Genomic DNA, 26394 nt, shown 5'->3' on the forward strand with positions numbered 1-26394 from the left:
GGGCAGCGTGGCCCGGAGCGGAGGGATGTCCGTGGCTGGATCGATCGATACGACGAGCGAGGACCGACAGACGACGTCCTCCGGGACCGCCTGGCTGATGCTCGCGGTGGCCACCCTCGGTTTCGTCGTGAACTTCTGGGCATGGGCCCTGCTCAGCCCGCTGGGACCGCTGTTCCGCGACACGGGCATGCTGGGCGAGCTCAGCGAGTCCGACGTCTCTCTGCTCGTCGCGGTGCCGGTCGTGGTGGGCTCGCTGGGCCGGATCGTGGTGGGGGCGCTGACCGACCGCTTCGGCGGACGCGTGATGTTCCCGCTGGTGTCGTTCGCGACGGTGGTGCCGATCCTCTTCGTCGCCTTCTTCGCGCTCGACTCCTACGCCCTGCTGCTGGTCGGAGGGTTCTTCCTCGGCATCGGAGGCACCGCCTTCGCCGTGGGCGTGCCGTTCGTCAATGCCTGGTTCCCGCCCGAGAAGCGCGGTCTGGCGGTCGGCATCTTCGGTGCCGGCATGGGTGGTACGGCGATCAGCGCGCTCACCACCGTCAAGCTGTACGACGGCCTGGGGGAGCGCGCCCCGTTCTTGATCACCGCCGCCGCACTCGCGGCTTACGGCGTACTCGCCTGGCTGGTGCTGCGCGACGCCCCCGGCCGGATCGTCCCGACGACCCCGCTCGGACAACGCCTGGCGGCCACCGCGCGGCTGCCGATCACCTGGCAGGCGTGCATCCTCTATGCCGTCGCCTTCGGTGGGTACGTCGCCTTCTCGGTCTACCTCCCGGCGTACCTCAAGACCGCTCACGGCCTGACCGCGGCCGACGCGTCCAACCGGATGGCGGGCTTCGTGGTGATCGCCGTGGTGATGCGACCCGTCGGCGGCTGGCTGGCCGACCGGATCGGCGCGATCTCGGTGCTCGGCGTGGGCTTCGCCGTCGTCACCGTCTGCGCGGCCGTCGCGGCAGGGACGCCGCCGCTGCACGCCGGAGGCACGGTCGCCTTCCTGGCGATGGCGGCCGCGCTGGGCATGGGCAGCGGCGCGACCTTCGCGCTCGTCGCCCAGGTCACCGAGCCGAGCCGGGTCGGTGGCGTGACCGGCCTGGTCGGCGCGGCGGGCGGGCTGGGCGGCTTCGTGCCGCCGCTGATCATGGGCTACGTCTACGGCCACACCGACTCCTACGCCATCGGCCTGTGGCTGCTCGCGATCACCGCCGCGGCCACGCTCGTGCTGACCTACACCGTCGTCAACCGCACCGTCAGTGCCCCGGGATCGGAGCCCGCATGACCGACCTCGAGTCCCGCCTGCAGCAGGCCGCGATCGGATCGCGGCGCTTCTTCACCAAGGCCGAGGTGAGTGACGACGCGCGTGCGCTCTTCAAGAAGGGCGGCCGGGAGGGCGACGTCTTCTACCGCGACCGGTGGAGCCACGACAAGGTCGTGCGCAGCACCCACGGCGTCAACTGCACCGGCTCCTGCTCGTGGAAGGTCTACGTCAAGGACGGGATCATCACCTGGGAGGCGCAGCAGACCGACTACCCGAGCGCCGGCCCCGACCGGCCGGAGTACGAGCCCCGCGGCTGCCCGCGCGGCGCGGCGTTCTCCTGGTACACCTACAGCCCCACGCGGGTCCGCTATCCGTACATCCGCGGCGTGCTGCTGGAGCTGTTCCGCGAGGCGAAGCGGCAGTACGGCGACCCCGTGGTCGCCTGGGGCTCGATCGTCCAGGATCCCGAGAAGGCGCGGGCGTACAAGAAGGCCCGCGGCAAGGGCGGCCTGGTCCGCGCGACGTGGGAGGAGGCGGCCGAGATCGTGGCCGCCGCGCACGTCTACACCGTCAAGCGCTGGGGTCCCGACCGGATCGCGGGCTTCTCGCCCATCCCCGCCATGTCGCCGGTCTCTTACACCTCCGGCGCCCGCTTCCTCGAGCTGATCGGCGCGCCGATGCTCTCCTTCTACGATTGGTACGCCGACCTGCCCAATGCCTCGCCGCAGATGTTCGGCGACCAGACCGACGTACCGGAGTCGGGGGACTGGTGGGACGCGGGCTACCTCATCATGTGGGGCTCCAACGTCCCGCTGACCCGCACGCCCGACGCGCACTGGATGACCGAGGCGCGCTATCGCGGGCAGAAGGTGCTCGCCGTCGCGCCCGACTACGCCGAGAACGTGAAGTTCGCCGACGAGTGGGTCAGTCCCGCACCCGGCACCGACGGTGCCCTCGCGATGGCGATGGGCCATGTCGTGCTCAAGGAGTACTTCGTCGACCAGCAGGTGCCCTTCTTCACCGACTACAACAAGCGCTACACCGACCTGCCGCACCTGATCTGCCTCGAGCCGACGGGCGACGGTGCCTACCGACCCGGCAAGTTCCTCGTCGCCGGCGACACCGACCACCCCGAGGGCGGCACCGAGAACGCGATGTGGAAGCCGGCCGTCCTCGACGCGGCGAGTGGCGAGATCCGGATCCCGCAGGGCGCGATCGGCCACCGCTTCGGCGACGAGGGCCTGGGCCGCTGGAACCTCGAGCTCGGCGACCTCGACCCCGCGCTCACCCTGTACGACGTCCGCGAGGGTGCCGTCGAGGTCGAGCTGCCGCGCTTCGACGCCCCCGACGGCAAGGTCCGCCACCACCGCCGCGGTGTCCCCGTCCGCCGGGTGGGCGACCGGATCGTCACCACGGTGCTCGACCTGATGCTCGCCCAGTACGGCGTGGCCCGCGACGACCTCCCCGGCGCTTGGCCGCAAGGAACGGACGACCCCGACGGCGTCGCCACCCCGGCCTGGCAGGAGCAGCACACCGGCGTCCCCGCGGCCCAGGTGCGCCGGCTGGCGCGCGAGTGGGCGCAGAATGCGATCGACACCGAGGGCCGCGGGATGATCCTGATGGGTGCCGGGGTCAACCACTGGTTCCACTCCGACCAGATCTACCGCGCGATGCTGGTGCTGACGACGATCACCGGTTGCCAGGGCCGCAACGGCGGCGGTTGGGCGCACTACGTCGGCCAGGAGAAGGTGCGCCCCATCATGGGCTTCCAGCACCTCGCCTTCGCGCTCGACTGGCACCGCCCTCCACGGCACATGAACCAGACGGCGTACTGGTACGTGAACACCAGCCAGTACCGCTACGACACGTTCAGCGCCGACGACCTCGACGCCGGCACCGGCGTTTTCGCCGGCAAGACGGTGATGGACCTGCTGGCCCAGTCGGTGCGGCTGGGCTGGAGTCCGAGCTACCCGACCTTCGACCGCAGCTCACTCGTGCTCGCCGACGACGCGGAGGCGGCGGGCATGGAGGCACCGGCGTACGTCGCCCGGGAGCTGAAGGAGGGCCGGCTGCGCTTCGCCGTCGAGGACCCCGAGCACGAGGACAACCACCCGCGGATCCTGTCGCTGTGGCGCTCCAACCTGCTCGGCTCCTCGGCCAAGGGCAACGAGTACTTCCTGCGCCACCTGCTCGGCACCGACAGCGCCGCGACGGCCAAGGAGGCGCCGCCCGAGCAGCGCCCCCGTGATGTCGTGTGGGCCGACCAGGCGGCCGAGGGCCGGCTCGACCTGCTCACCACGCTCGACTTCCGGATGACGAGCAGCACGATCCTCAGCGACGTCGTCCTGCCCGCCGCGACCTGGTACGAGAAGCACGACCTGTCGACCACCGACATGCACCCGTTCGTCCACTCGTTCAACCCGGCGATCGCCCCGCCGTGGCAGACGAAGTCCGACTGGGACACCTGGAAGGTGATCGCGAAGCGGTTCTCCGAGCTCGCCGTCGACCACCTCGGCACCCGGCGCGACGTCATCGCCAAGCCGCTGTGGCACGACACCCCCGAGGCGATGGCGGCCGAGCACGGCATCGTCCAGGACTGGCGGACCGGCGAGTGCGAGCCGGTCCCCGGCAAGACGATGCCGGTGATCGCCGTCGCCGAGCGCGACTACACCGCCGTCTACGACAAGTTGACGACGATCGGGCCGCTGCTCGAGAAGGTCGGCATGACCACCAAGGGCGTGCTCTACGACGTACGACGCGAGGTCGATCTGCTCCGTCAACGGCACGGCACCGCCGACACCGGTGCGGGCGCCGGGCAGCCGAAGGTCGAGACGGACGTGCAGATGGCCGACTCGATCCTGCACCTCGCCGGCGTCTCCAACGGGCACCTCGCCACCCAGGGCTTCCGCACGCTCGAGAAGCGCACCGGGACGCAGCTCGCCGACCTCGCCGCCGAGCACGAGGGCAAGCAGATCACCTTCCGCGACACCCAGGCGGCGCCGGTGCCGGTGATCACCTCGCCGGAGTGGTCGGGCTCGGAGTCGGGCGGGCGCCGCTACAGCCCGTTCACCATCAACATCGAGCGGCACAAGCCCTTCCACACGCTCACCGGCCGCCAGCAGTTCTACGTCGACCACGACTGGTTCCTCGGGATGGGCGAGATGCTGCCGGTCTACCGACCACCGCTCAACATGACGGCGCTCTTCGGCGAGACCCCGATCGGGGAGCAGAACGAGCTCGGCGTCTCGGTCCGCTACCTGACCCCGCACAACAAGTGGTCGATCCACAGCGAGTACCAGGACAACCTGTTCATGCTCTCGCTCTCGCGCGGCGGACAGTCGGTGTGGATCTCCGACCGCGACGCGGCCAAGGTCGGCATCCGCGACAACGACTGGATCGAGATGGTCAACCGCAACGGCGTCGTCGCCGCCCGCGCGATCGTCAGCCACCGGATGCCCGAGGGCACGGTCTACATGCACCACGCGCAGGACCGGCTGATCGACGTACCGCTGACCGAGCGCGACCGCAAGCGCGGCGGCATCCACAACAGCCTCACCCGGATCCTGATGAAGCCCAACCACATCGTCGGCGGCTACGCCCAGCTGGCGTACTTCTTCAACTACATCGGCCCGATCGGCAACAACCGCGACGAGGTCACGATGATCCGCAAGCGCCGGACGGAGGTCGAGTACTGACATGAGAGTCATGGCCCAGATGGCGATGGTGATGAACCTCGACAAGTGCATCGGCTGCCACACCTGCTCGGTCACCTGCAAGCAGGCATGGACCAACCGCACCGGCACCGAGTACGTCTGGTTCAACAACGTGGAGACCCGCCCCGGGCTGGGCTATCCGCGCAGCTACGAGGACCAGGACGAGTGGCAGGGCGGTTGGGTCCGCAAGCCCAACGGCCGCCTCGCGCTGCGCAGCGGCGGGCGGATCAAGAAGCTGCTGACGATCTTCTCCAACCCCAAGCTGCCCTCGATCGAGGACTACTACGAGCCCTGGACCTACGACTACGACACCCTGCTGAGCTCGCCGCAGACCGACACCTTCCCGGTGGCCCGGCCCAAGAGCCTGCTCACCGGTGCGGACATGAACGTCGAGTGGTCGGCCAACTGGGACGACGACCTAGGTGGCTCCCAGGAGCACGCGGCCCGCGACGTCATGCTGCGCGGCATCGAGGACAAGGTGAAGCTCGAGTTCGAGCAGACCTTCATGTTCTACCTGCCGCGCATCTGCGAGCACTGCCTCAATCCCTCCTGCGCGGCGTCGTGCCCGTCGGGCGCGATCTACAAGCGGGCCGAGGACGGCATCGTGCTCGTCGACCAGGACCGCTGCCGGGGCTGGCGGATGTGCGTGTCGGGGTGTCCCTACAAGAAGGTCTACTTCAACCACAAGACCGGCAAGGCCGAGAAGTGCACGTTCTGCTACCCGCGCGTCGAGGTCGGCATCCCGACCGTCTGCTCGGAGACCTGCGTGGGCCGGCTGCGCTATCTCGGCCTGGTCCTCTACGACGCCGACAAGGTGCTGGAGGCGGCGAGCATCGAGGACGAGCACGCGCTGTACGACGCCCAGCGTTCGTGCTTCCTCGACCCGCACGACCCGGCCGTGCGCGCCGCCGCGGCCGAGGCCGGCATCCCCGCCGACTGGATCGAGGCCGCCGAGCGTTCGCCGGTGTGGCGCCTGATCAACGAGTACGAGGTCGCGCTGCCGCTGCACCCGGAGTACCGCACCATGCCGATGGTCTGGTACATCCCGCCGCTGTCGCCGGTGGTCGACGCGGTCAAGGACACCGGTGAGGACGCCGAGGACCGGGGCAACCTGTTCGCCGCGATCGACACCTTGCGCATCCCCGTCGAGTACCTCGCCAACCTGTTCACCGCCGGCGACACAGCCCCCGTCGACCGGGTGCTGCACAAGCTCGCCGCGATGCGCTCGTACATGCGCGACCTCAACCTGGGCCGCGATGTCGACGACACGATCCCCGCGTCCGTGGGGATGACGGGGGAGCAGCTCTACGAGATGTTCCGGCTGCTCGCCATCGCCAAGTACGACGAGCGCTACGTCATCCCGACCGCCCACGCCGAGCAGGCGCACGCCTTGGAGGAGCTCGCCACCGACTGCCCGGTCAGTGAGTACGGCGGCGGCCAGAACGACCTGTTCGGCGAGGGCTCCGGCTATCCCACGCCGGTCGCGGTCGAGAACTTCCGGATGCTCCAGGAGCGGCAGACCAGCGACACCCTCGCCGCGCCCGAGGACAAGGGCCGGCGGGTGAACCTGCTCAGCTGGGACGGCAAGGGCGTCCCCGACGGGCTGTTCCCGCCGCGTCCCGAGAAGGAGCGGTCGTGAGGCGGCGCCGGAGCCGCACCACGGACGACGTCCGGCCGGTGTGGGCGGCGTGCTCCGCCCTCCTCGACTACCCGACCGCCGACCTGCTCGCCGCGCTCGACGACATCGAGGGCCTCGTGGCCGAGAACCCCCATCTGGCGGGCCTTCTCGGCCACCTGCGGACGACCCCGCTGGTCGATCTCCAAGCCGAGTACGTCGCGACCTTCGACCACACCCGCAAGTGTGCTCTCTACCTGACCTACTTCGCGTACGGCGACACCCGGCGCCGCGGCCAGGCGCTGGTGCGGTTCAAGGAGACCTACCGTGCCGCCGGCGTCGCGTGGGACGAGTCGACCGGCGAGCTGCCCGACCACCTGTGCGCCGTACTGCAGTTCGGGGCGAGCGTGGACCGGGCCGGCGGCGGCCGGCTGCTCGCCGACCACCGCGCCGGCGTCGAGATGCTGCGGCTGGCGCTGAGCGGGTGGCGCAACGACGACGGCACCAGCGGATCGCCCTGGGCCGGCGCGCTGCGTGCGGTCTGCGCGACCCTGCCCGAGCTGCGCGGCGACGAGGCGGACGCCGTCCGCCGGCTGGTCGAGCAGGGGCCGCCGGCCGAGGACGTCGGCCTCGAGGGGTACGGCGCGGGGCCGGCGCTCATCGCGCCTGCCACCCTCACGGTGAGGAGCTGACGTGGACGTCTTCTGGTGGGTGATCGTGCCCTACCTGTGCCTGGCGACCTTCGTGATCGGGCACGTGTGGCGCTACCGCTACGACAAGTTCGGCTGGACCACGCGCTCCTCCCAGCTCTACGAGAACCGGCTGCTCCGGTTGGGCTCGCCGCTCTTCCACTTCGGCATGCTCGGGGTCGTCGGCGGCCACGTGATCGGCCTGCTGGTGCCGCGGAGCTGGACCGACGCGATCGGGATCGACGACCACGTCTACCACGTCGTCGCGGTGGTCGGCGGCCTCGTGGCCGGCGCGATGGCACTGGTCGGCATGGTCATCCTGATCTACCGCCGGCGTACCGTCGGGCCGGTCTTCTCGGCCACGACGCCGATGGACAAGGTGATGTACGCCTTCCTCGGTGCGGCCATCGCGCTGGGGATGTGGAACACGATCGCGGGCTCGATCTTCACCCTCGGCGGGGAGTACAACTACCGCGAGGGAGTCTCGGTCTGGTACCGCTCGTTCCTCGCCTTCACCCCGGACGCCTCGCTGATGGCCGACGCGCCGCTCGGCTTCCGGCTGCACGCGCTGGTCGCCTTCGGCCTGTTCGCGCTGTGGCCCTTCACGCGCCTGGTGCACGTCTTCAGCGCCCCGATCGGGTACCTCACCCGTCCCTATATCGTCTATCGCAGTCGCGACGCGCGGCCCGGGAGGAGCACGCCATGGAGTCCACGAGTCTGATCGCCCTGGTCCGGGAGCAGGTCGACGCGGCCCGCGCGGCGAGCAGCGGCCGTGCGGCCGTCACCGTGTACGGCGGCCGGGAGCACCGGCTGCGCCAGACCCTGATCGCCCTCAAGGCGGGCGAGCGGCTCGGCGAGCACGACGCGCCGGACGAGGCCACGCTCCAGGTGCTGGAGGGCGAGGTCGCCCTGCACGCCGGCGGCGAGACCTGGCGCGGGGAGGCGGGTGACCATCTCGTGATCCCGCCGCAGCGTCACGACCTGGAGGCGCTCACGGATGCCGCGGTGCTGCTGACGGTCGCGAACTGAGCAGGGCCCGGGGCGCGACCCTGACCGGGAACGGGCGCTCCACGACTCGCTCCCGGCGACGTCCGCGACGATGACATACGCGCCGTCGACCAGCTCGCGGGCGACCAGCCGGAGCGACCTCGGGTCGATCATCCAGTACGACGGGATGCCGGCGCGCTGGTAGCGCTCCAGCTTCATGTTCCTGTCGATCACCTGGGTGCTCGGGGAGAGCACCTCGACCACCAGGAGCGGGACCGCGGGCAGGTTCTTGTCGGTGAAGTCCGCGCGGCGCCCGACCAGGACGTCCGGCTCGACCACCGTGTCGTCGGCCAGCACGATGTCCAGCGGCGCACCCAGCACCCGGACGTCGTCGGGGGCCGCGTCGTCCAGCAGCCGCCACAGACGGAGCCCGACCTCCTGGTGGTCGGGGATCGGGGAGGCGTTCACCAGCAGGGTCCCGTCGATGATCTCGTAGCGGTGCCCGTCATCGGGCAGCTTCTCGAGATCGGCGTAGGTCCAGCCGCCGGGAATCAGCTCGGTCTCCACCATGACACCCATCGTGCCTCCTCGCCCCGAGATCTGTCATGGGCCACAGGTTTCCGCCCCGCCGAGGTGCCCGCAACCGCCTCTCCACAGGTCGCGGGGCCTGACGTGGAGGCCGGTTCCGGCTATCGTCTCCCGAGCGGGGAGGGATGCTCCGAAAGGGTCGAACCCATGTCACATCGCCTGCTCTCCCGGATCGTCGCGTTGCTCGCGATCCCGCTGCTGCTGATCGCCGTACCCGTCGTCCAGGTCCAGGCGGCGGCGCTCGTCGGGACCACCACCACGCTCACCGTCACGGGCGGCAACAAGCCCGGGGACCTGCTCACCCTCGAGGCGAGGGTGACGTCGGCCGCGGGCGTGCCGACCGGAAGCGTCCGGTTCACCGGCAACGCGCTCGACGTCGTCGTCCCACTGGGCGCGGACGGCACGGCGCGTACGCAGACGCCCGCCGCCACCGCGACCCAGCGGATCTCCGCGGAGTTCAGCAGTGACAGCGGGTTCGCCTACAGCCTGGACTCCGAGCGGGGCGACGTCATGTCCCGGATCGTGTGGGAGCCCGAGCCGACGGTCGCGAAGCTCGCTCCTCCGCGGCTGATCCTCACCACGGCCGCGCGGCTGCGGGACCGCGCCGGTCGCCCCATGGTCGGGATCACGGTGGACTTCAGCCTCGTCAACCCCCTCCCCGCCTTCCCTGAGCCGGGCGGACCGGCCTTCCGCGTGTGCACCGCGGTGACCGACACGACCGGCCTCGCCAGCTGCAAGGGCTCGGGCGCGTTGGGCGCGGTGCTGTCGCTGCTGCTCGGGGGTGCGTACGCGACCGAGAAGCAGGGCTTCTTCAACACCGATCAGTGGACGAAGCTGCCGGTGCTGCGTCGTTGAGCCGGTCCTCGCACTAGCCTCGTCCCGTGGTGCACGGACTCCTCCTGGCCGCCGGCGCGGGTCGCCGGATGGGCATGCCCAAGGCGCTGGTGAGCGACGAGGCCGGACCGTGGCTGACCCGTTCGGTGCGGGTCCTCCTCGACGGCGGCTGCCCGGAGGTCACCGTCGTGCTCGGCGCGGGTGCGGACGAGGCGGCGCCGCTGTTGGACGGCCTGCCCGGCGTCACGGTCGTCCGCTCCGCGGACTGGTCGTCGGGCATGGGTGCCTCGCTCGCCACCGGGCTGGAGGCGCTCGGTGCCGACCACGACCCCGACGCCGTCCTGGTCCACCTGGTCGACCTGCCCGACGTCACCGCGGCCGTGGTGGCCCGGGTCCTCGGCGCGGCCGGCGACGGTGCCGCGGTGCTCGCCCGCGCGTCGTACGACGGCGTCCCGGGCCATCCGGTCCTGCTCGGTCGCGACCATTGGCCGGGTGTCGTCGACAGCGCGGCCGGCGACCGGGGCGCGCGGGCCTATCTCGCGGCGCACGAGGTCGCTCTCGTCGAGTGCGGTGATCTCGCCGCGGGGGCCGACGTCGATCGGCGATGATGGCGCGGTGAGGAAGACGCTCATGATCGTGGAGTCCGTCGTCGCGGCATTGGTGGTGCTGGTCTGCGTCGGGTTGGGTGGTCAGGTCGCGGCCTGGCTCGGCGCCGAACTGCCGTCGTGGGCCCAGGTCGCCGTGGTGCTGGTCGGCATGTTCGGCGGGTACGGCGTGGGACGCGCGCTGGTGCGCCGCTACTACCGCATCGCCTGACCGAGACCACGGTGCGCGACTTGGCAGGAGTTGCCAACCTCGTGCCAACGACCGCCCCCTAGCCTGGAGGCATGGACACCCGCGTCGCCGATCTCGCACGCCGGCTGGAGGAGACCGGATATCTCTGTGACGAGGAGCTGGCCACCGTGCTCTTCCTGTCCCTGGAGATGTCGCGGCCGCTGCTGCTGGAGGGCGAGCCGGGCACCGGCAAGACCGCCCTGGCCGAGGCGATCGCGGAGTCGCTGGACCGGCCGTTGATCCGGCTGCAGTGCTACGAGGGGATCGACGCGACCCAGGCGCTCTACGACTGGGACTTCCCGCGCCAGATCCTCCACCTGCGTGCCTTGGAGGCGCTCTCCGACGCCACCAAGGGCGGTGTCGAGGGGGTGGAGGAAGCCGAGAAGAGCCTGTACGACGAGCGGTTCCTGCTCGCGCGGCCGGTGCTGGCCGCGCTGCAGCAGAGCCCGGCGGTGCTGCTCATCGACGAGGTGGACCGGGCCGACGACGAGTTCGAGGCGTTCCTGCTCGAGGTGCTCTCGACCTTCCAGGTGACCATCCCCGAGCTCGGCACGGTGCAGGCGGCGACGCCGCCGACGGTGGTGCTGACGTCCAACCGCACCCGCGAGCTGCACGACGCGCTGAAGCGGCGCTGCCTCTACCACTGGATCGACCACCCCGGCCTGGAGCGCGAGGTCGCGATCGTGCGGTCCCGTGCCCCCGAGGTGAGTGCCACCCTGGCCCGCCAGGTGGTCGACGTCGTGCAGCAGCTGCGCTCCGACGCCGACCTGCTCAAGCCGCCGGGCGTCGCCGAGACGCTCGACTGGGCGCGCGCCCTACACCACCTCGGCACCGCCGACCTCGACGTCGAGACGGCGGCGCGGACCCTCGGCGCGCTGGTGAAGTACCGCGACGACGCCGAGCGGGTGCGCGCCGCGCTCGACCGGATGCTGGCGAGATGACGGACTTCCTGACCGCTACTGCACGCGGCGCCGACGAGGTCCTGCTGGGCTTCGCCACCGCCTTGCGGGCGGCGGGGGTGCCGGTGACCCAGGACCGCACCCGTGCCTACCTCGAGGCCGTCGCGCTGGTCGGGATCGGCGACCGGGCGGCCACCCGGTCGGCGGGCCGGGCCACGCTCTGCGCCACGCCGGAGGACCTCGAGCGCCACGACCGGATCTTCGAGGAGTGGTTCCACCGCGACATCAGCACGCCCGTGAGCCGGCCCCGCGCCACGCAGTCCCGGGCGAGCGCCGTACTGCTGCCCGACGACCAGGACGCCGGAGCCGGTGGCCCGGACCAGGACGACGACCCCGTCCGGGCGGCCGCCAGCATCGCGGAGGTGCTGCGACACCGGGACGTGGCGACGCTGGAGCCGGCGGAGCGGGCCCGGCTCGCGGCGATGTTCGCCGGCCTGCATGTCCGGCTGCCGACGCGGCCGACCGCCCGCCGTACCCCACACCGTCGGGGCGACGTCGACGCCTCCCGGACCCTGCGCGCCAGCCTGCGCCGGATGGGCGAACCGGCCGAGATCCACCGTCGTCGGCGTACCACCCGGCCCCGCCGGGTGGTGCTGCTGGTCGACGTGTCCGGCTCGATGAGCGGGTACGCCGACGCGCTGCTGCGTCTCGCGCACCGGGTCGTCAACGCCGGCCCCGGTGTGGAGGTGTTCAGCCTCGGCACCCGGCTCACCCACCTGACCCGCGCCCTCAAGCTGCGCGACCCCGACCGCGCGATCGCCGCGGCCGGCGACGTCGTGCCCGACTGGTCCGGCGGCACCCGGCTCGGCGAGACGCTGCGCGCCTTCGTCGACCGGCACGGTCGCCGGGGCATGGCGCGCGGTGCGGTCGTGGTGATCTTCAGCGATGGCTGGGAGCGCGGCGACACCGGGCTGCTGGCCGAGCAGGTCGACCGGCTGCACCGGCTCGCCCACAAGGTCGTCTGGGTCAACCCGCACCGGGGCAAGGACGGCTATGTCCCGGTGCAGCAGGGCATCGTGGCCGTACTGCCGCACGTCGACGCGTTCCTGGCCGGCCATTCGCTGGCGACGTTCGACGCGCTCCTCGAGGAGGTTGGGAGATGACGCGCGATGCGTGAGGTGCTGCCGCAGCTGCTCGCCTGGTGGGAGGCGGGGGAGACGATCGGCATGGGCACCGTCGTGGCGACCTTCCGCTCCGCTCCGCGGCCGCCGGGCGCCTCGATGCTGGTGGGCCCCGACGCGTCCGCGGTGGGCTCGGTCTCCGGTGGTTGTGTCGAGGGCGCCGTCTACGACCTCGCGCAGGAGGTCGGCGGCACCGGCGTGCCGGTGCTGCAGCGCTACGGCGTCTCCGACGACGACGCCTTCGCGGTCGGCCTGACCTGCGGCGGGATCCTCGACGTCTACGTGGAGAAGGTGAACCGCACCACCTTCCCCGAGCTGGGCGCGATCGCCGCCGACATCGAGGCAGGCCGGCCGGTGGCCGTCGCGACCGTGGTCGACCATCCCGACCCGTCGTACGTCGGCCGGCGCACCGTCATCCGCCCCGCCCCGATACTCCCGGGGCAAAAGCACCGGAACGCGGCGGAAGACGGTGCTTTTGAGCAGGGAGTATCGCTGGGGAGCCCGCGCATGGACGACGCGGTGCGCGACGACGCGCGCGGCCTGCTGGCCGCCGGCCACAACGGCACCCTGACCTACGGGCCCGACGGCGAGCGGCGCGGCGAGGGCATGCGGGTCTTCGTGTGGGCGTTCGCCCCGGCCCCGCGGATGCTGGTCTTCGGCGCCATCGACTTCGCCGCCGCGGTCGCGCGGATCGGGGGGTTCCTCGGCTACCACGTCACCGTCTGCGACGCCCGGCCCGTGTTCGCCACCACCAGCCGGTTCCCCGGCGCCGACGAGGTGGTCGTCGAGTGGCCGCACCGCTACCTCGCCGCCGAGCAGGAGGCCGGCCGGATCGACGCGCGCACCGTGATCACGGTGCTCACCCACGACCCCAAGTTCGACGTACCACTCCTCGAGGTCGCGCTCCGTCTGCCCGAGGTCGGCTACGTCGGCGCGATGGGCTCACGGCGCACCCACGACGACCGGATGGACCGGCTGCGCGAGGCAGGCCTCACCGAGGCCGAGCTGGCGCTGCTGCACAGCCCGATCGGGCTCGACCTGGGCGCCCGCACGCCGGAGGAGACGGCGATCAGCATCGCCGCCGAGATCGTGGCCGGGCGCTGGGGCGGGTCGGGCGAGCCGCTGGCCGCGCGGTCCGGTCGCATCCACGCGTGATCCGGCTCACAGTCAAGGGGTAGGGTTCGTTCATGGACGAGCTCGACCAGCGTCGGCAGCTGGCCCTGGCCGCGTGGACCACGTGGGTCGAGGAGGGCGACGGCGCGCTGACGACGGTCCGGCCCGAGATCCTCGACAGCTGGACCCGCTCGGGCGCCTCCGTCGCCCGCGACCTGCACCAGGCGCCGCTCGCCGACGAGTCCGAGACCCGCTCCTTCTGGCAGGGCTCGCCCCTGCAGATCGCCGTCGAGCGCGTGGAGGACGAGCTGCGCCGGACCGCCGAGGACGGCGATCTCGTCCTCGCCGTCACCGACCCCGACACCCGGGTGCTGTGGACCTACGGCGGCCGGGTGATGCGGCGCAAGGCGGAGACGGTCAACTTCGTGCCCGGCGGACGCTGGGACGACCGGTCCGTCGGCACCAACGCCCTCGACCTCGCCAACCGGCTGGACCGGCCGTCGATGGTCTTCAGCGCGGAGCACTACGCCCCGATCGTGCACAACTGGGTCTGCTGGGCCGCCCCGGTGCACGACCCCGTGAGCGGCGCCAAGCTGGGCGTCCTCGACATCTCGACCACCTGGGACCGCACCCACCCGATCGGTCTCGCGACGGCGCGTGTGCTCGCGCGGCTGGTGGAGCAGGCCCTGCCGCGCACCCACCAGTACGTCGACGAGGCGCCCGAGGATATCGCCGAGCCCGGCCTGGTGCTCAGCCTGCTCGGCACCGCCGAGGCGCGGGTCGACGGGCAGCGGCTGCTGCTCAACCGGCGCCAGACCGAGATCCTGTCGCTGCTCGCGCTGCACCCCGACGGGCTCTCTCTCGACCAACTGCACGCGATGCTCTACGGCGACCACGCGGTCACCTTCTCCACGCTGAAGGCGGAGGTGTCCCACCTGCGGCAGGCGCTGGCGGGCCAGCTCGCGTCGCGGCCCTACCGGCTGCTCATGCCGATCGCCACCGACGTCGACCACGTGATCGCGCTGCTGCGCCGCGGTGAGGTCGCCGCCGCCGTCGAGGCCTATGGCGGCGACCTGCTCCCCGGCACCGAGAGCCCGGCCCTGGTCGAGATGGGGGAGTACGTCGCCGTCGCGGTCCGGGAGGCGCTGCTGGCCGACCCGCAGCCCGACGCGGTCCTGCACTACAGCGAGCTGGCGCCGTACGACACGGCGGTGCTCGAGGCCTGTCTCGTGGAGCTCGGCCGCGGCGGCCGGCTGCGGCACCCGGCGATCCCGCTGCTCAAGGCCCGGCTGGCGGTCGCCGACGCCTGAGGCCGGATCCGGGCCGGGGGCCGGCATCATCCGATCGGATGATGCCGCCGCCACCCGCTGCCCGATGTGCGCCCGGCGCCCTCGCGCCAGGCTGGTGCCATGGGATCAGCAGCAGTGGTCGTCGACGACCTGCGCAAGCGGTACGGCGACAAGGTGGCGGTCGACGGGATCAGCCTGCGCGTCGAGGAGGGTGAGATCTTCGGGATCCTCGGCCCGAACGGCGCCGGCAAGACCACGACCGTCGAGTGCGTGGCCGGCCTGCGGATCGGGGACGAAGGCTCCGTGCGGGTGCACGGCCTCGACCCGTGGACCGACCGTCCGGCGCTCACCCGGATCCTCGGCATCCAGCTCCAGGAGAGCCGGCTGCAGGCCAAGATCACCGTCCGGGAGGCACTGGAGCTGTGGACCGCGCTCTACGACGACCCGGTCGCCTGGCCGGACCTGGCCGAGCGGCTCGGGCTGACCGAGCTGCTCCCGCAGCGCTACGCCAAGCTCAGCGGGGGGCAGCAGCAGCGCCTCTCGATCGCGCTCGCCCTGGTCGGCCGGCCGCGGGTGGTCGTCCTGGACGAGCTGAGCACCGGGCTCGACCCGCGGGCACGCCGGGACGTGTGGCAGCTCGTGCGCGACGTACGCGCGGCGGGGACGACGGTGCTGCTGGTCACCCACGCGATGGAGGAGGCCCAGCAGCTCTGCGACCGGATCGCGATCGTCGACCGGGGCCGGATCCGGGCGCTGGACACCCCGACCGGCCTGGTCGACGCGGCCGGACCCGCCACCACGACGACCTTCCGGCCCTCCGCGCCCACCGACCTGGAGGCGCTGCGCGAGCTGCCCGGTGTCGTCTCCGTGCACGCGGACGACGGCCGGGTCGTCGTCACCGGTGCCGACGACACCGTGCTCCGGCTGCTGCCCGTGCTGGAACGGCAGCACGTCGTACCGCAGTCGCTACGGGTCGAGGCCGGGTCGCTCGACACCGCCTACCTGGACCTCACCGCCGACCCGATCGAGGAGACCGTCTGATGGCCACCGCCACCGCCACCGCCGCCGTCGTCCGCACCGAGGCCCGGCTCTTCGGCCGCGAGCTCGGCGCACTGTTCTGGACCGTGCTCTTCCCGACCGCACTCGTGGCCGTCCTCGGTTCCATCCCGAGCTTCAGCGACCCGGTGGCCGGCACCGGGGGACTGCGCACGATCGACCTCTATGTGTCCGTCGCGGTGCTCATGTCGATGAGCATGGCCGCGGTGATGGCGATGCCCGCGGCGGTCTTCGCCTACCGGGAGGCGGGCGTCCTGCGCCGGCTGCGGACCACGCCGGTCGGACCCGGCGCCGTCCTGCTCGCCCAGGCCCTGTTGCATGCCGCCGCGGTCATCGGCGCCTCGGCGCTGGTGCTCACGATCGGGCGGGTCGCGTACGACACCCCGCTGCCGGAGTCCCCGGTCGGCTACCTCATGGCCTATGCGCTCGCGCTCGTGGCGACGTTCTCGGTCGGCGCGGTGATCACCTCGCTGGTGCCCAACAGCCGGATCGGCACCGCGGTCGGCACCATCGTGTTCTTCCCGATGCTGTTCACCGCCGGCGTGTGGCTGCCGGTGCAGGTGATGCCGGACGTGCTGCGCGAGATCGTCGTGGTGACGCCCCTCGGCGCCGCCTCGGAGGCGCTCGCCGAGGCGATGGCCGGCGACTTCCCCGACCTGCGGCACCTCGTCGTCGTCGCGGTCTGGGCCGTCGTGCTGTGGCTGGTGTCGGTGCGGACCTTCCGCTGGGAGTGAGGGACGGGGGCCGGGACGATGAGAGAGTGGACGGCGTGAGTGTCGTGCCGGAGGAGAGCTGGGAGCGCCGGCTCGGCTACCTGCCGCTGGGCCTGCTCGCCGTGGCCGCGGTCGTGGCCCTGGTGACCGGTCCCGGCACCGGAGCGACCTCCCCCTCGTCGCGACTGGCCGCGCAGCTGGTGCTGCTCGCGCTCACGACGGGCTGGCTCCTGTGGTGGCTCCACCGCAAGCCCACCGTGCTGTCGTACGCCGTCCGCGGGCTCCTGGCGCTCGCACTGACCCTGCTCAATCCACTGTTCTGCATCTTCGCCTGGATCGGCTTCGCCGATGCGGTGGAGGTCTTCCCCAAGCGTGGGCTGTGGCTCGGGGTCGGGGCGACCGCGGTGACGATGGCGCTCGGCCAGTCCGGTGGCGCGCCCTGGCGGTCCGCACCGCTGGCGGTGCTCTTCCTGCTCCTGCTCCTCGTGAATTTCCTGCTCGCCTACCTGATGGGCCGCTACTCCGTGCACGCCGAGCGCACGAGCATCGAGCGCAAGGCCGCGATCATCGAGCTGGAGCGGGTCAACGCCAGCCTGGAGCGGGCGCTCGCCGAGAACACCGCGCTGCACGAGACCGTCGTCGCGCAGGCCCGGGCGGCCGGTGTCCAGGAGGAGCGGCAGCGCCTGGCGCGGGAGATCCACGACACCATCGCCCAGGCCCTGGCCGGTGTGGTCGCGCAGCTCCAGGCGGCCCGCGAGGAGGAGGACCCGGCCACCGGCCGCCGCCGTGTCGACCGGGCCGCCGCCCTGGCGCGCGACGCCCTGGTGGAGGCCCGCCGCTCGATGCTCGACCTGGTGCCCGCCCCGCTCGCGGAGAGCTCGCTCGCCGACGCTGTCGCGGTCCTCGTCGAGGACTGGGTCGCCCACCGTCCCGCGGACCCGCCCGTGGCCGCCGACGCCGTCGTCACCGGCGAGGTGCGGCCACTCCATCCCGAGCTGGAGGCCACCGTGCTGCGGATCGCCCAGGAGGCGCTGTCCAATGTCGCCAAGCACGCCGACGCCCGCCGGGTCGCCGTCACACTGAGCTATCTCGACGACGAGGTCATGCTCGACGTACGCGACGACGGCACCGGCTTCGATCCCGGTACGCCGAGCGGCCCGACGTCGTTCGGCCTGCGGGGGATGCGACAGCGGGCGGAGCGGCTCGCCGGCGTCCTCGACGTCGAGACCGAGCCCGGTGGCGGCACGGTCGTCTCGGTCCGGCTGCCCGCGCTGGAGAGAGGCGCGGCGTGATCCGGATCCTGGTCGTCGACGACCATCCGGTGGTCCGCGACGGCGTCGCCGCCACCCTCTCGGCGGTGCCGGACTTCGAGGTGGTCGGTCAGGCCGGCGACGGGCCGGCCGCCGTGGAGCTCACCGCGTCCCTGGCACCCGACGTCGTCGTCCTCGACCTGCGGATGCCCGGCGGCGGGGGCGTCGACGCCGTCCGCGAGATGCGACGACGGCACCTGACCGCCGCCGTCCTCGTGCTCACCACCTACGACACGGACTCCGACACGGTCGCCGCGATCGAGGCGGGCGCCACCGGCTACCTCCTCAAGGACGCCCCCGTCGAGACCCTGGTCGCGGGCGTGCGGGCCACGGCCGCGGGGGAGACGGTGCTCTCCCCGGCGGTCGCCACCCGCCTCGCCTCGCACGTCCGCCGGCCCGCCCGGACCACCGCCCTCAGCGCGCGCGAGCGTGAGGTGCTGACCCTGGTCGCCCGCGGCACGGCCAACCGGGCGATCGCCCGCGAGCTGTTCGTCAGCGAGGCGACGGTGAAGACCCACCTCGCCCACGTCTACGAGAAGCTCGGCGTCACCGACCGTGCCGCCGCCGTCGCGGTGGCCTACGAGCGCGGGATCCTGGGCTGACTCGCGCTCAGCCCAGCCGGTACGCCGCCACGGCGTTCTCGCCCCAGAACCGCGCCTGATCCGCCGCGGACGCCTCGCCGACGACCGCCCGCAGGGTCGTGAGGAGCTGCTCGAACGAGCCGCCCATCGTCTCGATCGGCATGTTCGAGCCGAACATCACCCGGTCCCAGCCGAGCTGGTCCACGGCGAACTCGAGCCAGGGGCGCAGGCTCCCCTCGGAGACGTCCAGGGTGGCCATGCCCAGGCCGGACAGCTTGCACGGCGCCGAGGTCGCCGAGGCGAACGTCCGGACGGCCTCCTGCCACTCGGCGCGGCCGGTGGCGTCGACGCTGCTGGGCCAGCCGGTGTGCTCGAGGACCACCGTCAGGCCGGGGAAGCGCTCGAGCCGGCGCAGCCAGGCCGCCATCGCGTCGGGGTTGATCACCAGGTCGAAGACCAGGCCCCGCTCGTCGAGCCAGCCGAGCACGGTGTCGGCGGCGGGGGAGTCGGGATCGAACCCGTAGAGCACGCGGACCCCGCGGAAGCGGGGGCTCGCGGCCTGGCTCTCCAGCTCCGCGCGGATCTCGTCGGGGCTGCCCGCGGGGTCGACGGTGCCGATCACGGCGAGGTCGAGGTCGTGTGCCTCGGCCACCTCGTCGAGCCAGGCCGCCTCGGCCAGGTGCGCGCCCGGCTTCGTGGTGGCGGAGACGTGGACGAAGGTGTCGACGGTCAGGCCGCCGGCCGCCGCTCGATAGGCCTCCAGTGAGAAGTCGCGGTAGAGCCCCGGCTTCTGCAGGCTCTCCGCCCAGGCCGACAGCCCGGGGTACCAGTCGTGCGCGGTGATGTCGATCAGGTGCATGTGGGAGTCGACGACTCTCATCTGGATCTCCTCGTGGATAGGGGTGGGTGGGGACGGGGTCACTGCATGGTGATGCCGCCGGAGACGCTGATCGTCTGACCGGTGACATAGCCGGCGCCGGGACCGAGCAGCCAGGCGATGCAGGCCGCCACCTCGGCGGGGGCGCCGAGCCGGCGGAGCGGGACGGTGCGCAGCAGGCGGTCGAGGTACGCCGGGTCCGCGGCGGTCGCGGTGGCCGACATGGCGCCCTCGAGCGGGCCCGGGCTGACCACGTTGACCCGGGTCCGGTGCCGGGCCAGCTCGCGGGCGAGGCTCTTCGCCGCGCCCAGCAGCGCGGCCTTGGTGCCGGCGTACGCCACCTCGTGCCCGGCCCCGGCCCGCGCCGAGTCGGAGGCGACGAAGACCACCGCGCCGGGCGCGGCGGTGATGGCCGGCAACAGCAGCTGGGTCAGCAGCAGGGGACCGCGCTGGTTGACCCGGTACATCAGGTCCCAGTCGGCGGGATCGGACGCGGCGAAGGGCGCCAGCCGGGTGATCCCGGCGCAGTGCACCAGGCTCAGCGGAGCGACTCCCGACCCGCCCGAGTCGCCGGAGACCGCCGCGGCCGCCTCGCGGATCGAGACGTCCTGGGTCAGGTCGAGCGGCAGTGCCGTGACCGGACCCGGCGCCGCGGCGACGACCTCGTCGAGCCGGTCGAGCCGCTGGTCGGCCGCCACGACCTCGGTGCCGTCCTGGGCCAGCAGGTGCACCAGCGCCGCGCCGACGTCGCCGGCCGCGCCGGTGACCAGCACCCGGCCGGGGAGCGCGGTCACCAGGACTGGAGTGTCGGCAGGACGTCGGCCGCGAACCGGCGCAGGCTCGCGATGCCCTCGCCCCGCAGGTCGATGCCGGGATGGGGACCGAACAGCACCAGATCGGTCAGGCCGAGGTCCTTGACGAACGGCTCGAGCACGGCGAGCACGGTCTCCGGGTCGCCGATCAGCTCGTTGGCGCGGTAGCTGTCGTGCGACGGCGCGAGGCCGTAGTCCAGGTCCGGGTCGCCGAACTCGCTGCGGATGCGGCGGTAGTAGTCCCAGCGCTCGAAGTAGAGGTGCTGGTTGCGCTCCCAGACCTGCTCGGGATCCTCGTCGGTCACCGTGATGCTCCACGGGTTCGAGACCCGGGTCGAGCCGGGCTCGTAGCCGGCCTCCGCGAGGGCGGCGTGGTAGGCCGCGTGCACCTCGGGATCGACCGAGGCGCCGGCGAGGTTCGCGCCGTGCCGGCCGGCCCGGGCCGCCGCGGCGACCGTGGTCGCCGCGACCCACAGGGGCGGGTGCGGCTCCTGGGCCGGAGGCGGCTGCACCTGGAGACCGGGGATCTGGTGGTACCGGCCGTCGTACTCGATCTCCTCACCCGACCAGCCCAGCTTGAGCAGCTCGAGCGCCTCCTCCATCCGGGAGGGCCGCGTGCGCGGGTCGAGGCCGAAGGCGGCGTACTCCGCGATCCGGTGCCCGATGCCGACGCCGACGTCGAGGCGGCCGCCCGAGAGCTGGTCGAGCACCGCCGTCTCCTGCGCCAGCGCGAGCGGGTGGTGCAGGGGAGCGACGTAGATGTAGGAGCCGATCCGGGCCGTCGTGGTGCGGCTGATCAGCTGGGACAGGAAGATCGGCACGGAGGGCGCGTAGCCGTCGGCGCTGAAGAAGTGCTCCTGCACCAGCAGCGAGTCGAACCCGAGACGCTCGGCCTCGGTGAAGGTCCACAGACAGTCCTCCCAGAGGTCGGTCCAGGACTGCTTCCGGTACGGCGACGCCTTCATCTCCAGAGTGAGACCTACGCGCACGGGGTGCTCCTTCTCGTCGGGAGCCTCCATCGTGGTGCGCGCACGGGTGGTCTGCCCACGTCCAAGACCGTCGTCGATCTAGCATGTCGAGATGATGGATCTGACGCTGCGGGACCTCGAGTATGTCGAGATGATCGCCCAGGAGCGCAGCATCACCCGCGCCGCGGCCCGGCTGCACATGGCGCAGCCGGCGCTCAGCCAGTCGCTGCAGCGGATCGAGCGCCGGCTGGCGGTCCGCCTCTTCGAGCGGAGCAGCCGGCACCTCGCGCCGACGCCGGCCGGCGAGGTCCTGGCCGCCGAGGCCCGCGACATCCTCGCCTCGGTGCAGCAGGCGGTCGTGCGCACGCGGGTCGCCGGCGGGCTGCCGGAGGTGCTGCGGGTCCATGTCAGCGAGTCGTCGCTGATCACGCCGCGCCGGATCCTCGCCGCCGCCCGGGCGCACGTCCCCGGCGCGGCCATCCACCAGACCACCCTGCCGCGGCGCGACGTGGCCGAGAACCTGCTCAACGGCGAGCTGACCCTCGCCGTCGCCGGCTCGATCCGGGGCGCCGGGCTGCAGAGCATCAAGATCCGCGACGAGCGGATCGGCGTCCTGGTCAGCGAGCGGCATCCCCTGGCGCGGTCCGAGCTGGTCGAGCCGGCACAGCTGGCCGGCCACCCGGTCCTGTCGATCGACCCGGAGATGAGCTCCTGGGACGCCTGGGTGACGTCCTATCTGGGCGACCACGGCGTCGCCGCGCGGTGGTCCAAGGAGGTGGTCTTCGGCCTGAGCACGGGCAGCGACGTGCTCCACGACGCCGACACCGTGATGCTCACGCTCGAGTCGGTCGGTCGCGACCACCTCGACGGGCTGGTCTGGCGGCCGATGTCACCGGCCCGCTCGGTGCCGTGGTTCCTCACCTACCGGGAGGACAGCCTCCGGGACTCGCCTGCCGTCGCCGCGGTCCTGCGGGTGGTGCGCCGGCTCGCCCACGACCAGGGCTGGACGGCCTGACCGGTCGGGCTGACCGGTCGGGATCACCCCTGGTCGGCGTCGAGCCAGGCCCGGATCTCGTCGTTGTGCTGCCCCAGGGTGGGCGGCGCGACGTGCTGCTCGCGGCCGCCGGCGTACGCGTTGTCGTCGAAGCGCAGCGTCGGCCCGGGGAGCTGGATGTCACCGAGGGTGGTGTGCTCGACGTCGATGAGCAGGCCCTGGGAGAGCGTCTGCTCCCACGCGTAGACGTCGTCGAGGGTGCGCACCTTGCCCGCCGGCACGCCGGCACCGTCGAGACGGGCCAGCGCCTCCTCGGCGGTGAGATCGGCGAGCACGCCCTCGACCAGCGCGATCGTCGCGTCGCGGTTGGTCACCCGCTCGGGGTTGGTCGCGAAGCCCGGCGCGGCCGGGTCGATGCCGAACTCGGTGGCGAAGGTCTGCCAGAGCTTCTCCGAGCCGCAGGCGATCTGCACGGGCGCCGTCTTGGTCGCGAACATGCCGTAGGGCGCGATCGAGGGGTGGTGGCCGCCGGCCAGGCCGGGCACCTCCTTGGCGACCGTCCACTTGGTGCCCTGGAAGGCGTGCACGCCGACCATGCCGGCGAGCAGCGAGGTGTGGACCACGCGGCCACGGCCGGTGCGCTCGCGCTCGTAGAGGGCCGAGACCACGCCGTACGCACCGTTCATGCCGGCCAGCAGGTCGGCGATCGGCACGCCGACCTTGGTGGGCTCGGAGAGCCCGGTCAGCGACATCAGGCCGCCCTCACCCTGGGCGATCTGGTCGAAGCCGGATCGCGTGGCCTCGGGGCCGTCGTGGCCGAAGCCGGTGATCTGCAGGACGATCAGCCGCGGGTTGAGGGCGTGCAGGCGCTCGATCGGGAACCCGAGCCGGTCCAGGACGCCGACCCGGAAGTTCTCCATCAGCACGTCGGCGCGCTCGACCAGCCGGGCCAGGACGTCCTGGTCGGCGGGGTCCTTGAGGTCGAGGGTGATCGATTCCTTGTTGCGGTTGGCCGACAGGAAGTACGTCGACTCGCGCTCGCCCTCCGCGGGGTCCACGAACGGGGGGCCCCAGGTGCGGGTGTCGTCGCCCGTGGGGCTCTCGACCTTGATCACCCGAGCACCGAGGTCGCCGAGCATCATGGCGGCATGGGGGCCGGCGAGGGCGCGAGTGAGGTCGAGGACCAGGATGTCGTCGAGAGGCGCGGTCATGGTGCAGACACTATTGACGAGAGCAAGCCCCGAGAATGGCAGCACCTGCCAAGAGGCGCGTCCTGATCCGGTCAGGAATCAGGGCAGGAGCAGCACGACGGTCTCGGCGACCGCGCCGGGCTTGTCCTCGCCGTCGATCTCGATGACGTGCTTGAGCGTGATCTGGTAGCCGCTCGGCAGCTCGGTGACGTCGGCGAGGGTGACCGTCAGCCGGATCCGCCTGCCCACCAGCACCGGGCTCGGGAAGCGCACCTTGTTGACCCCGTAGTTCAGCTTCGCGCCCGGGGTCTCCAGGCCGAAGATCGACTGGCCGAGCCACGGGATCAGCGACAGGGTGAGGTAGCCGTGGGCGATGGTGCCGCCGAAGGGGCCCTCCTTCGCCTTCTCGACGTCGACGTGGATCCACTGGTGGTCGCCGGTCGCCTCGGCGAACTGGTCGACCCGCTCCTGGGTGACCTCGACCCAGTCGCCCGTGCCCAGGACCTCCCCGTTGGCGGCGATCAGCTCGTCGAAGGTGGTGAAGGTCCGCATGGTCTGCTCCTGTGTCCGGGGGCCGGGGTCGCGCGTCCACCCCGATGCGGGTGGAAGCGGTAAGAATGCGGTCATGGAACCTACACGTGGCCTGCCGGAGGACCTGCTGCGGGCGGCACCCAAGGTGCTGCTCCACGACCACCTCGACGGCGGGCTGCGTCCCGCCACCATCGTCGAGCTCGCGGCCGGCGTCGACCACGCCCTGCCCGAGACCGACGCCGGGGCGCTCGCACGGTGGTTCGCCGAGGCCGCCGACTCGGGCTCCCTCGAGCGCTACCTGGAGACCTTCGCCCACACCGTCGGCGTCATGCAGACCGCCGAGGCGCTGACCCGGGTCGCCCGCGAGTGTGTCGAGGACCTGGCCGCCGACGGCGTCGTCTACGCCGAGATCCGCTACGCCCCCGAGCTGCACGTCGAGGCCGGCCTCGGGCTGGAAGAGGTCGTGGCCGCCGTCCAGCAGGGCTTCGAGGAGGGCATGGCCGCGGCCGCCGCGGACGGGAGCCGGATCATCGTCCGCCACCTGCTGACCGCGATGCGCCAGGCCGCGCGGGCCATGGAGATCGCCGAGCTCGCAATCGCCTGGCGCGACCGCGGCGTCGTCGGCTTCGACATCGCCGGCCCGGAGGCGGGCTATCCGCCCACCCGGTTCATCGACGCCTTCGAGTACCTCCAGCGCGAGAACTCCCACTTCACCATCCACGCCGGCGAGGGCTTCGGCCTCCCGTCGATCTGGGAGGCCGTGCAGTGGTGCGGAGCCGACCGGCTCGGTCACGGCGTGCGGATCGTCGACGACATCACGCTCGACGACGACGGCACGCCGCGCCTGGGGCGGCTGGCGTCGTACGTCCGCGACAAGCGGATCCCGCTCGAGATGTGCCCGTCCTCCAATGTGCAGACGGGCGCCGCGCCGTCGATCGCGGAGCACCCGATCCGGCTGCTCGCCTCGCTGCGGTTCCGGGTCACCGTCAACACCGACAACCGGCTGATGAGCCGCACCACGCTGAGCCGGGAGTTCGGGCTGCTCGCCGAGACCTTCGGCTACGGCTGGGCCGAGCTGGAGTGGCTGACCGTCAACGCGATGAAGTCCGCGTTCATCCCCTACGACGAGCGCTACCGGCTGATCACCGAGACCATCAAGCCCTGGTACGCCGAGCAGGCCGGTCGCTGACGGTTGCCGGAGGTCACACGACGAACCAGGCGTGGGACCAGCCGGCGACGTCGACCCGGTGCTCGGCCCACTGCTGCTCCCGCACCGTGACCAGCCGGCCCTGGGCGGGGTCGAACACCTCGACGCCGCCCTCGACCGCGCCCACCGCGAGCACCACGTGGCGGGGCAGCCACCGGCTGCCGAGGTAGACGCCGACCGGGCGGCTGCGCAGCTGCTCGCGCAGGACGTCGTACCCGACGACGGGGCGGGGACGCACGAACACCGTCGCGATGTGCTCGTCGGTCAGGGCGCGCAGCGCGTTGGCGACCGCCCAGGGCGGTGTGCCGAGCGCGCGCGGCCAGGGCATCTGGAAGCGGTCGCGGGGGCTGCGCGACGAGGTGAGCAGGCGGTGCTCGCCGAGGATGTCGTCCGTGGGGCTCTCCGGGCGCCAGGGGGTCAGCAGGGCGCGGGCGCCCAGGACGCTCGCGGCCCCGCAGCTGCGGGCGTCGGGCTGGCGGAGCCGGTCCGGGGCGAGGTCAGCGGGCCACCGCATGGTCGCCCTCCTGGTCGCGCCGGTCGCGGATCTCGGCGAAGGCGCGGTCACCGGTCGCCACCCGGCAGCCCACCGCGGTCGCGCGGCGGACGATCTGCCGCTGCGCGCGGGCCAGGGCCAGGCCACGTCGTACGAGCACCAGGGGCGGCTTGCGGTGCTCGCGCAGGTCGCGGGTCAGCCGGCGCCAGAAGGTCACCGCCGGGTGCTGCGTGATGCAGTACGCCGCCGCGAGGATGCCGGCACGGCGGCACTCCTCGACGATCTCGGTCGCGAAGATCCCCTCCGCGCAGAACCGGCGCGCGGGGCCGAGGTCGAGGCGCTGGGTGCCGGTGCGCCGGCTCGCGGAGATGGAGTAGACCGGCACCTCGGCGCTGCCCGTCGCGCAGAGCTCGCGCAGCGCGGCGAAGGCGTCCTCGTGGTTCCAGCTGCCGGGGTGGTCCCAGTCGACCAGGCCGGCGTTGGCGCCGTCGGCGATGAGCGGCAGCCCCGGCTCGTCGCCGTCGCGGTAGAAGTCGTCGAGCCGCAGCGTCGGCCAGCCGAAGGCCTTCCCGAGGCGCCCGGCCAGCCGCGACTTGCCGGACCCTGACGGGCCGGCAAGCACGATCACGCGGGCCCCGGGCCATCCGTCGGTCATGGGGGTCGAG

The 26394-nt window shown here is 72.3% G+C and carries 26 protein-coding genes and 1 pseudogene; 19 read left to right on the top strand and 8 right to left on the bottom strand.

Features of this window, described 5'->3' with window-relative positions; genetic code table 11:
* Window positions 1-25 precede the first annotated feature (25 nt).
* The 6 genes from RB608_RS00330 to RB608_RS00355 are packed head-to-tail and all read left to right on the top strand — an operon-like array spanning window position 26 to window position 8301.
* Window positions 26-1276 (top strand): MFS transporter, encoded by a 1251-nt coding sequence (locus RB608_RS00330; RefSeq protein ID WP_308085782.1) that lies wholly within the window; start codon window positions 26-28, stop codon window positions 1274-1276.
* Window positions 1273-4950, top strand: a complete 3678-nt coding sequence (locus RB608_RS00335) for a nitrate reductase subunit alpha (RefSeq protein ID WP_308085783.1) — start codon at window positions 1273-1275, stop codon at window positions 4948-4950. Before RB608_RS00330 ends, RB608_RS00335 begins: the two co-directional genes overlap by 4 nt.
* Before the next feature lies 1 nt (window position 4951).
* Complete coding sequence (narH, locus tag RB608_RS00340; protein WP_308085784.1) at window positions 4952-6607, top strand: nitrate reductase subunit beta; 1656 nt, start codon at window positions 4952-4954, stop codon at window positions 6605-6607.
* Entirely contained in the window at window positions 6604-7275 is a 672-nt protein-coding gene (gene narJ, locus RB608_RS00345; protein WP_308085785.1) for a nitrate reductase molybdenum cofactor assembly chaperone, read from the top strand. Before narH ends, narJ begins: the two co-directional genes overlap by 4 nt.
* Before the next feature lies 1 nt (window position 7276).
* Window positions 7277-7993 carry a respiratory nitrate reductase subunit gamma gene (gene narI, locus RB608_RS00350; protein ID WP_308085786.1) on the top strand — a complete coding sequence of 239 codons (717 nt, stop codon included), beginning with the start codon at window positions 7277-7279 and terminating at the stop codon, window positions 7991-7993.
* On the top strand, window positions 7975-8301 hold the full coding sequence (locus RB608_RS00355) for a cupin domain-containing protein (protein WP_308086241.1): 327 nt from the start codon (window positions 7975-7977) through the stop codon (window positions 8299-8301). Before narI ends, RB608_RS00355 begins: the two co-directional genes overlap by 19 nt.
* A gap of 93 nt (window positions 8302-8394) precedes the next feature.
* Here the strand turns inward: RB608_RS00355 and RB608_RS00360 are convergent.
* Window positions 8395-8838: pseudogene (locus RB608_RS00360) on the bottom strand (Uma2 family endonuclease); the annotation flags it as partial.
* Between the two features lie 156 nt (window positions 8839-8994).
* Here RB608_RS00360 and RB608_RS00365 point away from each other — a divergent pair.
* The 11 genes from RB608_RS00365 to RB608_RS00415 all read left to right on the top strand — a co-directional run bounded on the left by RB608_RS00365 (window position 8995) and on the right by RB608_RS00415 (window position 18678).
* On the top strand, window positions 8995-9702 hold the full coding sequence (locus RB608_RS00365; protein ID WP_308085787.1) for an Ig-like domain-containing protein: 708 nt from the start codon (window positions 8995-8997) through the stop codon (window positions 9700-9702).
* 26 nt (window positions 9703-9728) lie between these two features.
* On the top strand, window positions 9729-10289 hold the full coding sequence (locus RB608_RS00370) for a nucleotidyltransferase family protein (protein ID WP_308085788.1): 561 nt from the start codon (window positions 9729-9731) through the stop codon (window positions 10287-10289).
* 7 nt (window positions 10290-10296) lie between these two features.
* Complete coding sequence (locus tag RB608_RS00375) at window positions 10297-10497, top strand: hypothetical protein (RefSeq protein ID WP_308085789.1); 201 nt, start codon at window positions 10297-10299, stop codon at window positions 10495-10497.
* 71 nt (window positions 10498-10568) lie between these two features.
* Complete coding sequence (locus RB608_RS00380; protein ID WP_308085790.1) at window positions 10569-11456, top strand: MoxR family ATPase; 888 nt, start codon at window positions 10569-10571, stop codon at window positions 11454-11456.
* Window positions 11453-12577: a VWA domain-containing protein gene (locus RB608_RS00385; protein ID WP_308085791.1), complete on the top strand. Its 1125-nt coding sequence runs from the start codon at window positions 11453-11455 to the stop codon at window positions 12575-12577. The genes RB608_RS00380 and RB608_RS00385 overlap by 4 nt, the downstream gene beginning before the upstream one ends.
* A 6-nt stretch (window positions 12578-12583) precedes the next feature.
* Entirely contained in the window at window positions 12584-13750 is a 1167-nt protein-coding gene (locus RB608_RS00390) for an XdhC family protein (RefSeq protein WP_308085792.1), read from the top strand.
* A 32-nt stretch (window positions 13751-13782) separates the two neighbouring features.
* Entirely contained in the window at window positions 13783-15018 is a 1236-nt protein-coding gene (locus RB608_RS00395) for a transcriptional regulator (protein ID WP_308085793.1), read from the top strand.
* A 99-nt stretch (window positions 15019-15117) separates the two neighbouring features.
* On the top strand, window positions 15118-16038 hold the full coding sequence (locus RB608_RS00400) for an ABC transporter ATP-binding protein (protein WP_308085794.1): 921 nt from the start codon (window positions 15118-15120) through the stop codon (window positions 16036-16038).
* Complete coding sequence (locus RB608_RS00405; protein WP_308085795.1) at window positions 16038-16787, top strand: ABC transporter permease; 750 nt, start codon at window positions 16038-16040, stop codon at window positions 16785-16787. The genes RB608_RS00400 and RB608_RS00405 overlap by 1 nt, the downstream gene beginning before the upstream one ends.
* A 35-nt stretch (window positions 16788-16822) precedes the next feature.
* Window positions 16823-18058 (top strand): sensor histidine kinase, encoded by a 1236-nt coding sequence (locus tag RB608_RS00410; protein WP_308085796.1) that lies wholly within the window; start codon window positions 16823-16825, stop codon window positions 18056-18058.
* Window positions 18055-18678 (top strand): response regulator transcription factor, encoded by a 624-nt coding sequence (locus tag RB608_RS00415; protein ID WP_308085797.1) that lies wholly within the window; start codon window positions 18055-18057, stop codon window positions 18676-18678. Before RB608_RS00410 ends, RB608_RS00415 begins: the two co-directional genes overlap by 4 nt.
* A 7-nt stretch (window positions 18679-18685) precedes the next feature.
* On the opposite strand, the gene RB608_RS00420 is transcribed toward RB608_RS00415, so the two are convergent.
* Genes RB608_RS00420 through RB608_RS00430 form a run of 3 tightly spaced genes read right to left on the bottom strand, consistent with a single transcriptional unit; the run spans window position 18686 to window position 21335 of the window.
* The gene (locus RB608_RS00420) at window positions 18686-19537 is read right to left on the bottom strand and encodes an amidohydrolase family protein (RefSeq protein WP_308085798.1); all 852 of its coding nucleotides are present in this window, start codon (window positions 19535-19537) and stop codon (window positions 18686-18688) included.
* 38 nt (window positions 19538-19575) lie between these two features.
* Complete coding sequence (locus tag RB608_RS00425) at window positions 19576-20328, bottom strand: SDR family oxidoreductase (RefSeq protein ID WP_308085799.1); 753 nt, start codon at window positions 20326-20328, stop codon at window positions 19576-19578.
* A complete protein-coding gene (locus RB608_RS00430) occupies window positions 20325-21335 on the bottom strand; it encodes an LLM class flavin-dependent oxidoreductase (RefSeq protein ID WP_308085800.1) in 1011 nt (336 codons plus the stop codon). The genes RB608_RS00425 and RB608_RS00430 overlap by 4 nt, the downstream gene beginning before the upstream one ends.
* 91 nt (window positions 21336-21426) lie before the next feature.
* Between RB608_RS00430 and RB608_RS00435 the strand changes: the two genes are divergently transcribed.
* Window positions 21427-22329: a LysR family transcriptional regulator gene (locus tag RB608_RS00435; protein WP_308085801.1), complete on the top strand. Its 903-nt coding sequence runs from the start codon at window positions 21427-21429 to the stop codon at window positions 22327-22329.
* Window positions 22330-22352: 23 nt separating this feature from the next.
* On the opposite strand, the gene RB608_RS00440 is transcribed toward RB608_RS00435, so the two are convergent.
* Window positions 22353-23519 (bottom strand): CoA transferase, encoded by a 1167-nt coding sequence (locus RB608_RS00440; protein ID WP_308085802.1) that lies wholly within the window; start codon window positions 23517-23519, stop codon window positions 22353-22355.
* Between the two features lie 78 nt (window positions 23520-23597).
* Window positions 23598-24050, bottom strand: coding sequence for a MaoC family dehydratase (locus RB608_RS00445; protein ID WP_308085803.1), 453 nt, complete (start codon window positions 24048-24050; stop codon window positions 23598-23600).
* Window positions 24051-24123: 73 nt separating this feature from the next.
* On the opposite strand from RB608_RS00445, the gene RB608_RS00450 reads away from it, so the two are divergent.
* Window positions 24124-25218, top strand: a complete 1095-nt coding sequence (locus RB608_RS00450; RefSeq protein WP_308085804.1) for an adenosine deaminase — start codon at window positions 24124-24126, stop codon at window positions 25216-25218.
* 13 nt (window positions 25219-25231) lie between these two features.
* Here RB608_RS00450 and RB608_RS00455 read toward each other — a convergent pair whose 3' ends face one another.
* Both RB608_RS00455 and RB608_RS00460 read right to left on the bottom strand, forming a co-directional pair.
* On the bottom strand, window positions 25232-25750 hold the full coding sequence (locus RB608_RS00455) for a hypothetical protein (protein ID WP_308085805.1): 519 nt from the start codon (window positions 25748-25750) through the stop codon (window positions 25232-25234).
* Window positions 25734-26384: an ATP-binding protein gene (locus RB608_RS00460; protein WP_308085806.1), complete on the bottom strand. Its 651-nt coding sequence runs from the start codon at window positions 26382-26384 to the stop codon at window positions 25734-25736. The genes RB608_RS00455 and RB608_RS00460 overlap by 17 nt, the downstream gene beginning before the upstream one ends.
* Window positions 26385-26394 lie beyond the last annotated feature (10 nt).

This window comes from Nocardioides sp. LHD-245 (assembly GCF_030929495.1).
Lineage (GTDB): Bacteria > Actinomycetota > Actinomycetes > Propionibacteriales > Nocardioidaceae > Nocardioides.

Coding starts and splice junctions, on each gene's coding strand:
- RB608_RS00330 (WP_308085782.1), top strand. CDS start 26: ATGTCCGTGGCTGGATCGATCGATACGACGAGCGAGGACCGACAGACG.
- RB608_RS00335 (WP_308085783.1), top strand. CDS start 1,273: ATGACCGACCTCGAGTCCCGCCTGCAGCAGGCCGCGATCGGATCGCGG.
- narH (WP_308085784.1), top strand. CDS start 4,952: ATGAGAGTCATGGCCCAGATGGCGATGGTGATGAACCTCGACAAGTGC.
- RB608_RS00355 (WP_308086241.1), top strand. CDS start 7,975: ATGGAGTCCACGAGTCTGATCGCCCTGGTCCGGGAGCAGGTCGACGCG.
- RB608_RS00365 (WP_308085787.1), top strand. CDS start 8,995: ATGTCACATCGCCTGCTCTCCCGGATCGTCGCGTTGCTCGCGATCCCG.
- RB608_RS00380 (WP_308085790.1), top strand. CDS start 10,569: ATGGACACCCGCGTCGCCGATCTCGCACGCCGGCTGGAGGAGACCGGA.
- RB608_RS00385 (WP_308085791.1), top strand. CDS start 11,453: ATGACGGACTTCCTGACCGCTACTGCACGCGGCGCCGACGAGGTCCTG.
- RB608_RS00390 (WP_308085792.1), top strand. CDS start 12,584: ATGCGTGAGGTGCTGCCGCAGCTGCTCGCCTGGTGGGAGGCGGGGGAG.
- RB608_RS00395 (WP_308085793.1), top strand. CDS start 13,783: ATGGACGAGCTCGACCAGCGTCGGCAGCTGGCCCTGGCCGCGTGGACC.
- RB608_RS00400 (WP_308085794.1), top strand. CDS start 15,118: ATGGGATCAGCAGCAGTGGTCGTCGACGACCTGCGCAAGCGGTACGGC.
- RB608_RS00405 (WP_308085795.1), top strand. CDS start 16,038: ATGGCCACCGCCACCGCCACCGCCGCCGTCGTCCGCACCGAGGCCCGG.
- RB608_RS00420 (WP_308085798.1), bottom strand. CDS start 19,537: ATGAGAGTCGTCGACTCCCACATGCACCTGATCGACATCACCGCGCAC.
- RB608_RS00435 (WP_308085801.1), top strand. CDS start 21,427: ATGATGGATCTGACGCTGCGGGACCTCGAGTATGTCGAGATGATCGCC.
- RB608_RS00440 (WP_308085802.1), bottom strand. CDS start 23,519: ATGACCGCGCCTCTCGACGACATCCTGGTCCTCGACCTCACTCGCGCC.
- RB608_RS00445 (WP_308085803.1), bottom strand. CDS start 24,050: ATGCGGACCTTCACCACCTTCGACGAGCTGATCGCCGCCAACGGGGAG.
- RB608_RS00450 (WP_308085804.1), top strand. CDS start 24,124: ATGGAACCTACACGTGGCCTGCCGGAGGACCTGCTGCGGGCGGCACCC.
- RB608_RS00455 (WP_308085805.1), bottom strand. CDS start 25,750: ATGCGGTGGCCCGCTGACCTCGCCCCGGACCGGCTCCGCCAGCCCGAC.
- RB608_RS00460 (WP_308085806.1), bottom strand. CDS start 26,384: ATGACCGACGGATGGCCCGGGGCCCGCGTGATCGTGCTTGCCGGCCCG.